Origin of the sequence: Bradyrhizobium sp. STM 3809 (genome assembly GCF_000239795.1) — a bacterium.
Classification (GTDB): Bacteria; Pseudomonadota; Alphaproteobacteria; order Rhizobiales; family Xanthobacteraceae; genus Bradyrhizobium.
Map to the genome: position 1 here is coordinate 1 of NZ_CAFJ01000125.1, position 12,714 is coordinate 12,714.

Sequence of the window (12,714 nt, forward strand, 5' to 3'; positions counted from 1 at the left end):
CTAGCAGGCGGGCCATGGGTTGCGGCCAGCAGCCCGGCATTCCCCGCGCCCTCTGTTTTCTGGAGGGCCAGACGGATGGATCACTCGGGCGCTACGCGTCGCGAGAACGCGAGGGTATGTGCACATATCGCGAGGTCTGCGAGAGGTGAGGTCATAAGCGGAGCAACGCTTCCACAAACTCGCTGTCATTCCGGGGCGCGCGCAGCGCGAGCCCGGAATCCATACGCCGCAGCAGAACTCGTGGAGTAAGATGGAGCGACCAGCATGCCTCAATCTGCCGCTCGTGGTCATGGATGCCGGGCTCGCGCTGCGCGCCCCGGCATGGGAGGTGAGATGGTGCCCCACTCACGGCCGTCATGCCCGCCAAGGCGGGCATCCACTACGCCGCGGCCTCTCAAGCGATCACGACTGGCGCGGCGTACTGGATCGCCCGGTCAACGCCGGGCGATGACACCGAGTGTGACAGAAGAGAGGACGCTCAACGTAAAGCCGGAAGCGAGCGGAGCACGTCCAGCGACCATCCGTCGTCACAGCAGCTTCGCACTCACGAACAGCGTACGAACCGCATTGGTCGCCTGCACCGTCATGATGGCGTTGTCGGCGGCCGCCTGCAGGGCCGACATCGCCTGGTCGTGCAGCGACTTGAACTCCATCCATTCGACGGCGTTGAGGCTGGTGAGGAACTGATGCGCCTGTCCGACCGTCGAAATCACGACCGGCTTGCCGTTCACCTTGATGTTGAACGTCGTACGCAGACGCGTTTCCGAATGTGCGGGATCAATCATGGGGACCTTCCGGAAGATGCGACCGGCGTCGCCGCCGTGGTCGCGCCGGAGCCGGGCGACGCAACGTCACTCGGTCTTTTGCGCGGTCCGCGTCGGGGTGCCAGCCTCGAGCCCGACGACGACGACGAGTCGGTTGAACTCGCCGTCATCATACGCCTTCAGGAAGCGATCGTAATTCTTGATCGACACGCAGCCGTTCGAATCACCCTCCGGGCCGAGCATATAGGGATGAGTCAGCAAGCCGCTGCGGCCGAGGGTGGTGCCTTCGACCACGTTCATGCGCAGGGCGCGCACGCCATGAAACGGCTTTTCGCGCGGCTTCAGGTCGTAGGTCGCGGGCGGCGTCGCGCCCACCATGCGCTGATTGACGTGCTCGGGGTCGTCGCGCAAATTCCCCATGCCGGAATGCGCCTCGAGCCCGATGCCCGACGGCAGATAGACCATCTTGGCGGTGATGTCGTAGACGGCCGTCTTCTCATAGCCGAGCGCGCCGAGATCGATGCCCGAGCGCACGATGCCGCTGTCGGGGCTGAGAGGCGCGAACTTGGCCGGACTCGGCAACAGGTCCGAGAGCTTTTGCAGGATCGAGCGATCGTCGACCCGGCCGACCGCCTCCGGCGCGCTTGCCGTCACCAGGTTCGTCGGCAGGTTGGCGACCGCCGGCCGCGGTCGCGGCAGCGGCACGCCCGGCGCGGGCATGGTGACGGTGTTGCCCTCGGTCAGCATCGGGCGCCAGTCGCTGTTGTTGGGATCACGCGCATTCGGATCGCGCGCCTCCATGCCCCGCACCAGCGCGGCCCGTGCATCCAGGAGCTGCCGGTCGATGCCGCGCAACGCGAAACGATCGAGCGCCCTGACGGCATCCTTCTCGGAGTAGGCTGTCGCGGAGGCCGAAGCCGGCGCAAAGCGATTCTCGAAGGTCATCGATGGCGGAGCAGGGTCGGAAAGCGCCGCGGTGGTCGCGGGGACCTGCTCGCCGTTGTCGGCGATCCACGCAGCAGCGCCCGCGGCGATCGCAAGTGCGGCGAGCACCAATGCGATCGCTTCGGAGCGCCCGAAGCGGCCTTGCGACAACAGAACGTCTACGCTTGCTTCACTGGAAGCCATCACGTCCCCGATATACCCCCTCTTCGAACACCCGCAGAAGCTGTCCGACCCCAAGGGGTACGATTCGACCCGTCATGACATAGGATGGCAAGAGTGCGGCATAATCTAGACAAACGCCAGCCCGGATTGCTCCGGCGGACGCCGTTCTTGCAGGCCTCGCGGCGGCCCCGCCGCATTCGAGAAAATACGAATTCTGTAGTTGTTTCAGATCATTGGAGACAAAAATGGATGCGGATCCTCACGATCTCGACCGCTTTGTCGACGCACAGAATTCGATTTATTCCCGCGTGACCGCCGAACTTGCCGGGGGCGCCAAGCAAAGCCACTGGATGTGGTTCATCTTTCCCCAGGTCGAGGGGCTCGGCAGCTCGGCGATGGCGCAGCGCTACGCCATCCGCTCGCGCGCCGAGGCAGCGGCCTATCTGGCGCATCCCGTGCTGGGGGCCCGCCTGCGCGAATGCACCCGCCTCGTGCTCGCCATCGAGGGCAAATCGCTGCGCGCCATCCTGGGCTCGCCCGACGACATGAAATTCCGATCCAGCATGACGCTGTTCGATGCGATCAGTCCGAAGGCGAGCTTCGCCGCGGCGCTCGATCGCTATTGCGACGGCGTGCGGGACGCCGCGACCCTGGCGTTTCTGCAATGCGGCACGCAATGACATCGCTCTGCAGATCGCGTCATGGCGGCGTCATCGGTAGCATGCTGATGAGTTGGCCGGCGGCCGCAACCGGATTTCAGGTGATAGTCGCGAGACGCAACTTGATCGCGCCAAGATTTGCGGCTCCGATCTGCCGCATTGTTCCTTCCAGGGAGAGACGCTCATGAAGAAGCTTTTTCTAATCGCCGCGCTCGCGACCTTCGCCGCCGGCTCCGCCTTCGCCGAGGACAGCTGCGAAACCAAGGCCGTCGGCAAGGATGGCAAGGCACTGGCCGGCGCCGCCAAGACCTCGTTCATGAAGAAGTGCATGGCCGAGACCTGCGAGACCAAGGCCGTTGGCTCCGACGGCAAGAAGCTCGCCGGCGCGGCCAAGACCAGCTTCATGAAGAAGTGCGAAGCCGGCGGCTGACGCGCGATCGATAACCCAGGCCCCGCCACGGCGACGCCGGCGGGGCCTGGCAACCATTCCGCAAGTTCCATCGGACGGGAGCGTACCGCAGCCTGTGTTGACATGGTATGTTGTCAGTCGATCCCCACATCGAGCTGCTCATGCCCTGTGACGACTTCCTGATTTCCAGACGCAACGAGGCCTGCAGAGCGTGAGTTCCGAGGAGATCGACACGCTCCGCCGGCGACTGCAGGAGCTCGAGAGCGAGAATGCCCGCCTGCAGGCGCTGTTCGCAGCCGATGCCGGCAGGCGCGCGCGGGCCGAAACGGCACTGGCCGAAAGCGAGGAGCGCTATCGGACGCTGTTCAATTCGATCGATGAAGGCTTCTGCATCATCGAGTTCTTCGACGGTCCGCACGGCCCCTTGAGCGACTACATCCATGTCGAGGCCAACCCGGCCTATGCGCTGCACGCTGGCATCCCCAATGTGGTGGGTCAGAAGGTGCGCGAGATGGTGCCGGACGAAGCCGACGGCTGGGTCGAGCTTTACGGCGAGGTGCTGCGCACCGGCGAGCCGATCCGGTTCGAGCGCGAGCTGGTCGCCACCGGCCGCCATCTCGAGCTCGCCGCGTTCCGCGTCGAGCCGGCGACGCGGCGCCAGGTCGCGGTGCTGTTCCAGGACATCACCCCTCGCAAGCGCGCCGAGGCGGCGTTGCAGGAGATCAACGACACGCTGGAGGCGCGCGTCGTCGCCGCCTTGGCCGAGCGCAAGCTGCTCGCCGACATCGTCGAAGGCACCAACGCTTTCGTGCAGGTCGTCGACACGCAGTTCCGCCTGATCGCCGTCAACAGCGCCGCCGTGCAGGAGTTCGTCCGCATCTTCGGCGTCCACCCCAAGGTCGGCGATCACCTCCTGGAGCTGTTCAAGGATCTTCCCGAGCATCGCGAAGCGGTTCGCGCCGTGTGGTCGCGCGCGCTCGAGGGCGAGGAGTTCGTCGAGGTCGGAGAGTTCGGCGATGCGGCTCGCGGCCGCCGCTTCTACGAGCTGCGCTTCTCGGTGCTGCGCGACGCCAGGGGTGAGCAGATCGGCGCCTATCAGTTCGCCTATGACGTGACCGAGCGGCTGCGCGAGCAGGCCCGGCTGCGCGAGGCCGAGGAGGCGCTGCGCCAGTCGCAGAAGATGGAGGCCGTGGGCCAGCTGACGGGCGGCATCGCGCACGACTTCAACAATCTGCTGACCGGCATCATGGGCTCGCTGGAAATGCTGCAGACGCGGCTCCGCCAGGGCCGCTTCAGCGAGGTCGATCGCTACGTCGGCGCCGCCCAGGGCGCTTCGAAACGCGCGGCCGCGCTGACCCATCGCCTGCTCGCCTTCTCGCGCCGGCAGACGCTCGACCCGAAGCCGACCGACGTCAACCGGCTGGTGATGGGCATGGAGGAGCTGGTTCGCCGGACCGTCGGTCCGCAGATCCATCTGGAGGTCGTGACCGCGGGCGGGCTGTGGCCGGCCCTGATCGACTCATCGCAGCTCGAGAGCGCCCTGCTCAATCTCTGCATCAATGCCCGCGACGCGATGCCCGAGGGCGGCCGGATCACCATCGAGACCGCCAACAAATGGCTCGATGACCGCGCCGCGCGCGAGCGCGACCTGCCGCCCGGCCAATACATCTCGCTGTGCGTCACCGATACCGGCACGGGCATGACGCCCGACGTGATCGAGCACGCCTTCGATCCGTTCTTCACGACCAAGCCGATCGGCCAGGGCACCGGCCTCGGGCTGTCGATGGTCTACGGCTTCGCGCGGCAGTCCGGCGGACAGGTGCGGATCTATTCCGAGGTCGGCCAGGGCACCACGATGTGCCTCTATTTCCCGCGGCACTATGTTGGCGAGGCCGAAGCTGCGGATCCAGCCCGAGCCAGCACTGCGATGTCGGCGCGGACGGGTCAGACCATCCTCGTCGTCGATGACGAGCCGACCGTGCGCATGCTGGTGGTGGAGGTGCTCGACGAGCGCGGCTATGCCGTGATCGAGGCCAAGGACGGCCCCACCGGCCTCGCCGCCCTGCAGTCGATCGCGCAGATCGATCTCTTGATCACCGATGTCGGCCTGCCCGGTGGCATGAACGGCCGCCAGCTCGCCGACGCCGCGCGCGCGACACGACGGGATCTGAAGGTGCTGTTCATCACCGGCTATGCCGAGAATGCGATCCTCGGCAACGGCCAGCTCGCGCCGGGCATGCAGGTGCTGACCAAACCGTTCGACGTCGAGGCGCTGGCTGGCCGGGTCACCGAAATGATCGGAACCTGAGGAGGAGAACGGTCACGCGATTGAGCCCAACGGTATTGAACCCAAGGGAACTCGGAGCACACCACTGCATGCCGCCCGCTTCGACGGGCTCATGCGAGATCGCCATGCTCACCGCCTCCGCCCTGCTCTGGACCCGCATCGCCGCCGGCATTTTCGGCTTTCTGGCCCTGAATGCAGGCTACGGAGTTTGGCTCCAGCGCAGGAAAACCAGCGGCGGGCGCAACTGGCCGGTCGTCGAGGGCGAGGTGGTGACGTCCGAGGTCTTGGTCGCCGCGACGCATTGGTCGGCCGATGATACCGACGCCAAGCCGGACATCCGCTACCGCTATGAGGTGCTCGGCAAGAGCTACGAGGGCCACCGCATCCGCTTCGCCAGCCCGGGCGGCGTCACCCGCCTGCAGGCCGACGAGCTCACCGGCAAATATCCGAAGGGCGCGAGGGTGCGCGTCTTCTACGACCCGAAGCGCCCGTCGCAGTCGGTCCTCGAACCGGCCAATATCAGCGGCACGGCGGCGCTGATCGCGCCGTTCGTGGTGCTGTTGGCCGTCACCGCCGTGCTGGTCGCGCATGCGCTGGCCGGCAAGGTGCTGACGACCGAAGCCGGGGTGCCGCTGTTCGCCTTCCTGATGCCGTTCGCTTTGTTCGGCTTCGGCGCCGTCGCGCTCGCATCTTATTGGAAGCTCCGTCAGGAGCGCCTGGCGAGCCGGTCCTGGCCGACCACGCCGGGGAAGATCACGCGCTCCGGCGTGACGGTCGAGATCACGCGGCGAGAGAACGATCGCGGCCGCGAGGTCGAGGAGGAGCGCTTCCGTGTCGCGATCGAATACGGCTATGCCGTCGGCGCGCGCAGCTTCCACAGCACGCATTGGAATTGGGGCTGGACGGCGCTGTACTCCGACAGGGCGAGCGCCGAAGCCGTCGCCGCCAAATACCCGATCAATAGCGACGTGACCGTCTTCTATGATCCGGCCCAGCCCGAGACGGCCGTACTCGATCCGGCGAACAAGAGCGGCGCCGCGGCCCCGCTATGGGTTGGCATCGTCCTGGTCGCAATCGGTGCGCTATTCCTGTTCGTCTTCACCCATATCGAGATGAGCTAGGCTAATGGGTGTCCTCTGCACAGGTGAGTATCGGCACATGGCCCGCGGCACCAGGCCGACGCGCGCCGCGCGTCTCGTCCTTCTCCTGGCGGTGCTCGCGATGCTGGGGGTTGCACCAGCGTCCGCCGCCCAACCGGAGACCGTCTACTTCCCGAGCGCCGATGGCCGCACCGAGCTGACGGGCTATCTGTTCAAGCCGCAAGGGGCGGGCCCCTTTCCGGCGATCATCATGCTTCACGGGCGAGGCGGCCCCTACTCGTCCAATGTCAACGCGGACTGCACGCTGGTATCGCGCGCGGTGCCGGCATCGCCGTGCAACGCCGGCACGCTGTCGAAGCGGCACATCATGTGGGGCGACTACTGGGCGGAGCGCGGCTACATCGCGCTGCTGCCCGACAGCTTCGGTCCGCGCGGCAAGGCGCATGGCTTCGGGCGCTTCACGCATGACGATCCGGAGCGCGCCGATGTCAACGAGCGGACCGTGCGGCCGCTCGATGCCGAGGGCGCGCTCGCTTATCTCCGCCAGCGCCGCGACGTCGCAGCGGAGCGCATCGTGCTGCAGGGCTGGTCCAACGGCGGCAGCACGGTGCTGAACGTGCTGCTGCGCGAGGGGCTGCAATCGTCCTTCCGCGGCGCGCTCATCTTCTATCCCGGCTGCGGCGAAAGCTCGCTGCTCGGTCCGACGCTCAAAACCCGTGTCCCGGTCCAGCTTTTTCTCGCCGCTGACGACGAGGAGGTCTCGCCGTCGCTCTGCAACGCCATGGCCGAGCGCTCGCGGCAGGCTGGCGTGGCGATCGATACGACGATCTATCCCGGCGCGACCCACGGCTTCGACGAGCCCTCGGCCAGCCGCCAGGCCACTCCCGGCAACGGTCCGGCGATGGACGACACGCTGCGGCGTGCCGCCCCGCTCGTGTTCGAATGGTTGAGACGGTGACCGGCCGCTGCCGCCGCGCGATCAGCTGCGAAGACCGGGCGCCTCGTGGCCGCTGCGGGCGACATACTCGGTGTAGCCGCCGCCATACTGGTGCAGCCCGTCGGGCGTCAGCTCGAGTACCCGGTTCGACAGCGCCGCCAGGAAATGCCGGTCGTGCGAGACGAACAGCATGGTGCCCTCGAAGTTCGACAGCGCCTCGATCAGCATCTGCTTGGTCGCCATGTCCAGGTGGTTGGTCGGCTCGTCCAGCACCAGGAAGTTCGGCGGATCGTAGAGCATCTTGGCCATCACCAGCCGCGCCTTCTCGCCGCCCGACAGCACCCGGCAGCGCTTCTCGACGTCATCGCCCGAGAAGCCGAAGCAGCCGGCCAGCGCGCGCAGCGAGCCTTGGCCGGCCTGCGGAAAGGAATGCTCCAGCGACTCGAACACGGTGTCGTCGCCGTCGAGCAGGTCCATCGCATGCTGCGCGAAGTAACCCATCTTGACGCTGCCGCCGATCGTCACCGAGCCGTCATCGGGCTCCGCGGTGCCGGCGACGAGCTTCAGCAAGGTCGACTTGCCCGCGCCGTTGACGCCCATCACGCACCAGCGCTCGCGGCGCCGGATCATGAAGTCGAGCCCTTCATAGATGCGGCGGCTGCCGTAGCTCTTCGACACCTTCTTCAGCGCCACGACATCCTCGCCCGACCGCGGCGCCGGCAGGAAGTCGAACGCCACGGTCTGGCGGCGCTTGGGCGGCTCGACGCGCTCGATCTTGTCGAGCTTCTTGACCCGGCTCTGCACCTGCGCCGCATGCGAGGCCCGCGCCTTGAAGCGCTCGATGAACTTGATCTCCTTGGCGAGCATCGCCTGCTGGCGCTCATATTGCGCCTGCTGCTGCTTCTCGTTCAGCGCCCGCTGCTGCTCGTAGAAATCGTAATCGCCCGAATAGGTCGTCAGCTGGCCGGCGTCGATCTCGATGACCTTGTTGATGATCCGGTTGATGAACTCGCGGTCGTGGGAGGTCATCAGCAGCGCCCCCTCGTAGCCTTTCAGGAAATGCTCGAGCCAGATCAGGCTTTCGAGGTCGAGATGGTTCGACGGCTCGTCGAGCAGCATGACGTCGGGGCGCATCAGCAGGATACGCGCCAGCGCGACGCGCATCTTCCAGCCGCCGGACAAGAGCCCGACGTCCTTGTCCATCATCTCCTCGGAGAAGCCGAGGCCGGCCAGCGCCTCGCGGGCGCGACTGTCGAGCGCGTAGCCGTCGAGCTCCTCGAACCGGGCCAGCACCTCGCCATAACGCGCGATGATCTCGTCCATTTCGTCGGCGCGGTCCGGATCGGCCATCGCGGCCTCGAGCTCCTTGAGCTCGGCGGCGACCGACGACACCGGACCGGCGCCGTCCATGACCTCGGCCACGGCGCTGCGGCCGGACATCTCGCCGACGTCCTGGTTGAAATAGCCGATGGAGATGCCGCGATCGGTGGAGACCTGGCCCTCGTCCGGCTGCTCGCGACCCGAGATCATCCGGAACAACGTCGTCTTGCCGGCGCCGTTCGGGCCGACCAGCCCGATCTTCTCCCCGCGCTGGAGGGCGGCAGAGGCCTCAATGAACAGGATCTGGTGGCCGACTTGCTTGCTGATGTTGTCGAGGCGGATCATGAGAACTCAGGCGGTGGACGGGTTGCCGCCGCTCTTAGTCGATGCGCGCCGCCGGTGGAAGGCGCAATTTTGCACCGCAACTCGCGCTCCTGGGCGCGGTCAGCGGCCCGGCGGCCGGAAATCCTGGTTGCCGAACGGCCTGTCGGTCGGGATGCGGATCGCCACATAGCCGCGCTCCATCGTCGCGTGGCAGGCGTTGCAGCCCGAGGTCAGCTCGGTCACGGCCGAGGCGAAGCGCTTGTTGTCCTTGGCAGCGATCGCATCGGAAATCGACTGAATCGGCTGGCTCAGGGTGGTGACGTTGTCGACAGGCAGCCCCGAATAGAAGCTCGCCGCATCGGCGAGGCTCTGCTTGAGCTGCGCCAGCTCGTAGGCGGCGAGGTCCCAGTTCTTCGCCTGTCCGGCGAACCACAGCTTGGCGTGCCTCACCTGAACCAGGTTCATGATGTCGCCGAGCCGCGGCAGATACTGGTCGGCGTTGGACGGCACAGGCGCGACCACCAGCGAGAGCGCCGTTCCGGCGAACACGGTGCCAACCAGCAATTTGCGATAGTTCATCCGACACTCCGCTTCCAAGATCTGTCTCTCGGCCGTCCAAGCGACACATACCGCCGCGGTCGAGGGCCGGACTTGCGATCGATCAAGATGGACTTGGGGAGTTCGCAGCAGACGCAGCGTGCTCACAAACGAATGATCCGCCGGAGCGGCTGCTCCGGCGGATCATCACGTCAGCCCCGGCCCCGGGGTGTTGTGTTCGGCGTCTCAGGCTGCGGCTTTCGCGCCGGTCGGAACCGTCGCGATCGTCTTCAGGACCTGAGACGCGATCTGGTAGGGGTCGCCCTGCGAGTTCGGACGGCGGTCTTCCAGATAGCCCTTGTAGGCGTTGTTGACGAACGAGTGCGGCACGCGGATCGAGGCACCACGGTCGGCAACACCCCAGCTGAAGGTGTCGATCGAGGCGGTCTCGTGCTTGCCGGTCAGACGCATGTGGTTGTCCGGACCGTACACGGCGATGTGGTCGGCACGGGCCTCCTTGAAGGCGTCCATGAGCTTCTCGAAGTACTCCTTGCCGCCGACTTCGCGCATGTACTTGGTCGAGAAGTTGCAGTGCATGCCCGAGCCGTTCCAGTCGGTGTCACCGAGCGGCTTGCAGTGGAACTCGATGTCGATGCCGTACTTCTCGGTGAGACGCAGCATCAGGTAGCGGGCCATCCACATCTGGTCGGCCGCGGTGCGCGAGCCCTTACCGAACACCTGGAATTCCCACTGGCCCTTCGCCACCTCGGCGTTGATGCCTTCGTGGTTGATGCCGGCCGCGAGGCAGAGGTCGAGATGCTCCTCGACGATCTTGCGGGCGACATCGCCGACGTTCTTGAACCCGACGCCGGTGTAGTACGGACCTTGCGGAGCCGGATAGCCATACTCGGGGAAGCCGAGCGGACGGCCGTCCTTGTAGAAGAAGTACTCCTGCTCGAAACCGAACCATGCATCCGGATCGTCCAGGATGGTGGCGCGGGCGTTCGACGGATGCGGGGTCTTGCCGTCCGGCATCATGACTTCGCACATCACCAGCACGCCATTGGTGCGGGCGGCGTCGGGATACACGGCGACCGGCTTCAGCACGCAGTCGGAGCTATGGCCTTCGGCCTGCATCGTCGACGAGCCGTCGAAGCCCCAAAGAGGCAGCTGTTCCAGGGTCGGGAAGGAGGAAAATTCCTTGATCTGTGTCTTGCCGCGCAAATTCGGCACCGGCTTGTAGCCGTCGAGCCAGATGTACTCGAGCTTGTATTTCGTCATTGAGCCTCTCTGTCTTATCGAAAGGTGGGAGCCCAGCAATCGAAGGCTCCCCGCTTACCCGGCCACGATCGGCCAGCGCACTCTTAAGCAGGGAACGTGCCAAGTCCCGCGACGTCCCGCCGCATCCGACCGCGCCGATTCCGTCACTCCGGGATGGAACTCGCTCGGTGTCCAGGTGCGGCAAAGCAGCGCGCCCGGGATTGCACGGAGCGCATGGCCGGACGTTTCGTGCGCCCAAAACCCGCTTGATTTCTTGGCATTTGCGGCGCCGCGCAAAACGGCGCGCGCAACAGCTCAGCAGTTCCCGGACATTTTCGAAAAGCTTTGGCCCAGGCCGTCGCAACCTTCGATCGGGCCCAAGCGTTAATCACCCCAACGTTGCTTCGCAGGAGGCAGAACGGCATTTGCCTTCAAAATGCGCAGCTTGTGATTTCGTTTTGATCATATTGCATTGCTGGGGGCAGCCGCCGATATCGAAGTTGTAACCACCCGAGAACGAGTCGGGCGCACCATGGGTTGTGATCCGACGGGAAGGAGAATGCGATGGACACGAACGTGAAGGAGGGATCCGCCAGGATCTATCAATTCCCACGCGGCGGACGGGCAAGCCTTGCACCGCGTCTTGGCGAGACGCGGCAGATCGCTCCGTCCTTGCAGCCCACCATCTGCAGCGGCAGCTGGTATCATGACGAGGCGATCCAGGAAGCCAAACCGGCGTGGGATCGCTGATGTCGACAAGTCCGATGACGAACCTGGCGCGCTGCTGCTGAAGGGTCGGACCGATGAGGTTCCGGCCCTTTTGCTTTCCTGCGCCACTCGGTCAGAGTGTCTCGCACACCGTCGCTGGACGCCGGGCATGGCGGATCAAGGTGCGGCCGTCCTTGGTGATCGTCAGCATCACGCCCGCCCCTGAGTAGCGACGTCCAGACAGCGCGAGTCTCCGGGCCAGCGTCACCTCGCCGCCGTCGATCTGCAGGAAGGCACGCGCGTCCTGCGGATAGAATCCGACGATGAAGTGCGTGCCGTCTGCGCAGCGATAGCTGGCGACGGACTGAGCGCGACCGGACTCGATCGCAGCCAAAAGTCCGATCGCCATCCAAATGGCCGAGATCACCGACGTCCAGATCAACCGCATCGCATTCCCCCGTCCGATCCTTATAGTGCGGCCGGAGACCGGGAAACCGCCACGGAGCGGGTTTCACACAGGCCCGCTGATGACCTACATTCGGCTCATGTCCAATGTCCCGCTGTCTCACCCTGCCCGCCACCTCGGCCTCCAAGGCGCCAGCAACTTCAGGGATCTCGGCGGATATCCCAGCCGCGACGGGCGCCACGTGCGCTGGCGCCAGATCTTCCGCTCCAACCATCTCGGCCGGCTGACGGAAGCGGACGCGGCGGCCGTCCGCCAGCTCGGCGTCCGCACCGCCCTCGACTTCCGCGGCAGCGAGGAACGGACTGCCGGGCTCTGCGCCATCGCCGAGATCAGCGTCCACAGCCTGCCGATCGAGCCGAGCGTCGTCCCCGCCCTGCGCGAGCGCTGGGCAATGGGACGACTGACGGCGGATGATGCCCTGGAGCGGATGCGCGACTCCTATCGCAACTACATCCGCCGCCACACGCCGCGCTTTCGCGCGCTGTTCGATCACCTGCTCGGCGACCACGCGCCGCTGGTGATCCATTGCACGGCCGGCAAGGACCGCACCGGTGTCGCCTGCGCGCTCGTGCTTGCCGCGCTCGACGTGGACGACGACATCATCCTGGGCGACTACCTGCTCACCAATCAGTACTTCCGGCGTGATGCAGCTGCGCATTCCGAGCTTCCGCAGGACGTGCTCGAGGCCATCGGGACGGTGCACGCATCGTTCCTGGCAGCCGCCCTCGAGACGGTGCGCGAAGAGTATGGAGACCTCGAAGCCTATCTGCGCGATGGGCTGGGCATCGACGGAGCCGCCCGGACCACCCTGCAACGGCGTTACCTCACCGCGTGAG

The 12,714-nt window shown here is 65.9% G+C and carries 13 protein-coding genes; 7 read left to right on the forward strand and 6 right to left on the reverse strand.

The window, feature by feature from the left end; translation table 11 throughout:
• Window positions 1–527: 527 nt before the first annotated feature.
• Both BRAS3809_RS06250 and BRAS3809_RS06255 read right to left on the reverse strand, forming a co-directional pair.
• Window positions 528–785 carry a hypothetical protein gene (locus tag BRAS3809_RS06250; protein ID WP_008961250.1) on the reverse strand — a complete coding sequence of 86 codons (258 nt, stop codon included), beginning with the start codon at window positions 783–785 and terminating at the stop codon, window positions 528–530.
• A gap of 66 nt (window positions 786–851) precedes the next feature.
• Window positions 852–1,892, reverse strand: a complete 1,041-nt coding sequence (locus BRAS3809_RS06255) for a DUF2778 domain-containing protein (protein WP_008961251.1) — start codon at window positions 1,890–1,892, stop codon at window positions 852–854.
• A gap of 224 nt (window positions 1,893–2,116) precedes the next feature.
• On the opposite strand from BRAS3809_RS06255, the gene BRAS3809_RS06260 reads away from it, so the two are divergent.
• From BRAS3809_RS06260 to BRAS3809_RS06280, 5 genes are all read left to right on the forward strand, one after another.
• A complete protein-coding gene (locus BRAS3809_RS06260; RefSeq protein ID WP_008961252.1) occupies window positions 2,117–2,551 on the forward strand; it encodes a DUF1810 domain-containing protein in 435 nt (144 codons plus the stop codon).
• A gap of 163 nt (window positions 2,552–2,714) precedes the next feature.
• On the forward strand, window positions 2,715–2,960 hold the full coding sequence (locus BRAS3809_RS06265) for a hypothetical protein (RefSeq protein ID WP_008961253.1): 246 nt from the start codon (window positions 2,715–2,717) through the stop codon (window positions 2,958–2,960).
• A 190-nt stretch (window positions 2,961–3,150) separates the two neighbouring features.
• On the forward strand, window positions 3,151–5,247 hold the full coding sequence (locus tag BRAS3809_RS06270) for a hybrid sensor histidine kinase/response regulator (RefSeq protein WP_008961254.1): 2,097 nt from the start codon (window positions 3,151–3,153) through the stop codon (window positions 5,245–5,247).
• A 104-nt stretch (window positions 5,248–5,351) separates the two neighbouring features.
• The gene (locus BRAS3809_RS06275; RefSeq protein WP_035655521.1) at window positions 5,352–6,347 is read left to right on the forward strand and encodes a DUF3592 domain-containing protein; all 996 of its coding nucleotides are present in this window, start codon (window positions 5,352–5,354) and stop codon (window positions 6,345–6,347) included.
• A gap of 37 nt (window positions 6,348–6,384) precedes the next feature.
• On the forward strand, window positions 6,385–7,284 hold the full coding sequence (locus BRAS3809_RS06280) for a dienelactone hydrolase family protein (RefSeq protein WP_008961256.1): 900 nt from the start codon (window positions 6,385–6,387) through the stop codon (window positions 7,282–7,284).
• A 21-nt stretch (window positions 7,285–7,305) separates the two neighbouring features.
• Here BRAS3809_RS06280 and BRAS3809_RS06285 read toward each other — a convergent pair whose 3' ends face one another.
• From BRAS3809_RS06285 to BRAS3809_RS06295, 3 genes are all read right to left on the reverse strand, one after another.
• Window positions 7,306–8,928, reverse strand: coding sequence for an ABC-F family ATP-binding cassette domain-containing protein (locus BRAS3809_RS06285; RefSeq protein WP_008961257.1), 1,623 nt, complete (start codon window positions 8,926–8,928; stop codon window positions 7,306–7,308).
• 99 nt (window positions 8,929–9,027) lie between these two features.
• Window positions 9,028–9,486, reverse strand: a complete 459-nt coding sequence (locus BRAS3809_RS06290; protein WP_008961258.1) for a hypothetical protein — start codon at window positions 9,484–9,486, stop codon at window positions 9,028–9,030.
• Window positions 9,487–9,690: 204 nt separating this feature from the next.
• Complete coding sequence (locus BRAS3809_RS06295) at window positions 9,691–10,725, reverse strand: glutamine synthetase beta-grasp domain-containing protein (protein WP_008961259.1); 1,035 nt, start codon at window positions 10,723–10,725, stop codon at window positions 9,691–9,693.
• A gap of 543 nt (window positions 10,726–11,268) precedes the next feature.
• Between BRAS3809_RS06295 and BRAS3809_RS06300 the strand changes: the two genes are divergently transcribed.
• Window positions 11,269–11,454 (forward strand): DUF2735 domain-containing protein, encoded by a 186-nt coding sequence (locus BRAS3809_RS06300; RefSeq protein WP_008961260.1) that lies wholly within the window; start codon window positions 11,269–11,271, stop codon window positions 11,452–11,454.
• Window positions 11,455–11,545: 91 nt separating this feature from the next.
• Here the strand turns inward: BRAS3809_RS06300 and BRAS3809_RS06305 are convergent, their stop codons facing one another.
• A complete protein-coding gene (locus BRAS3809_RS06305) occupies window positions 11,546–11,821 on the reverse strand; it encodes an MliC family protein (protein ID WP_240535607.1) in 276 nt (91 codons plus the stop codon).
• 118 nt (window positions 11,822–11,939) lie between these two features.
• Between BRAS3809_RS06305 and BRAS3809_RS06310 the strand changes: the two genes are divergently transcribed.
• Window positions 11,940–12,713 (forward strand): tyrosine-protein phosphatase, encoded by a 774-nt coding sequence (locus tag BRAS3809_RS06310; RefSeq protein WP_008961262.1) that lies wholly within the window; start codon window positions 11,940–11,942, stop codon window positions 12,711–12,713.
• Window position 12,714 lies beyond the last annotated feature (1 nt).

Coding starts and splice junctions, on each gene's coding strand:
- BRAS3809_RS06295 (WP_008961259.1), bottom strand. CDS start 10,725: ATGACGAAATACAAGCTCGAGTACATCTGGCTCGACGGCTACAAGCCG.
- BRAS3809_RS06285 (WP_008961257.1), bottom strand. CDS start 8,928: ATGATCCGCCTCGACAACATCAGCAAGCAAGTCGGCCACCAGATCCTG.
- BRAS3809_RS06305 (WP_240535607.1), bottom strand. CDS start 11,821: ATGGCGATCGGACTTTTGGCTGCGATCGAGTCCGGTCGCGCTCAGTCC.
- BRAS3809_RS06300 (WP_008961260.1), top strand. CDS start 11,269: ATGGACACGAACGTGAAGGAGGGATCCGCCAGGATCTATCAATTCCCA.
- BRAS3809_RS06290 (WP_008961258.1), bottom strand. CDS start 9,486: ATGAACTATCGCAAATTGCTGGTTGGCACCGTGTTCGCCGGAACGGCG.
- BRAS3809_RS06310 (WP_008961262.1), top strand. CDS start 11,940: ATGACCTACATTCGGCTCATGTCCAATGTCCCGCTGTCTCACCCTGCC.
- BRAS3809_RS06265 (WP_008961253.1), top strand. CDS start 2,715: ATGAAGAAGCTTTTTCTAATCGCCGCGCTCGCGACCTTCGCCGCCGGC.
- BRAS3809_RS06280 (WP_008961256.1), top strand. CDS start 6,385: ATGGCCCGCGGCACCAGGCCGACGCGCGCCGCGCGTCTCGTCCTTCTC.
- BRAS3809_RS06250 (WP_008961250.1), bottom strand. CDS start 785: ATGATTGATCCCGCACATTCGGAAACGCGTCTGCGTACGACGTTCAAC.
- BRAS3809_RS06255 (WP_008961251.1), bottom strand. CDS start 1,892: ATGGCTTCCAGTGAAGCAAGCGTAGACGTTCTGTTGTCGCAAGGCCGC.
- BRAS3809_RS06260 (WP_008961252.1), top strand. CDS start 2,117: ATGGATGCGGATCCTCACGATCTCGACCGCTTTGTCGACGCACAGAAT.
- BRAS3809_RS06275 (WP_035655521.1), top strand. CDS start 5,352: ATGCTCACCGCCTCCGCCCTGCTCTGGACCCGCATCGCCGCCGGCATT.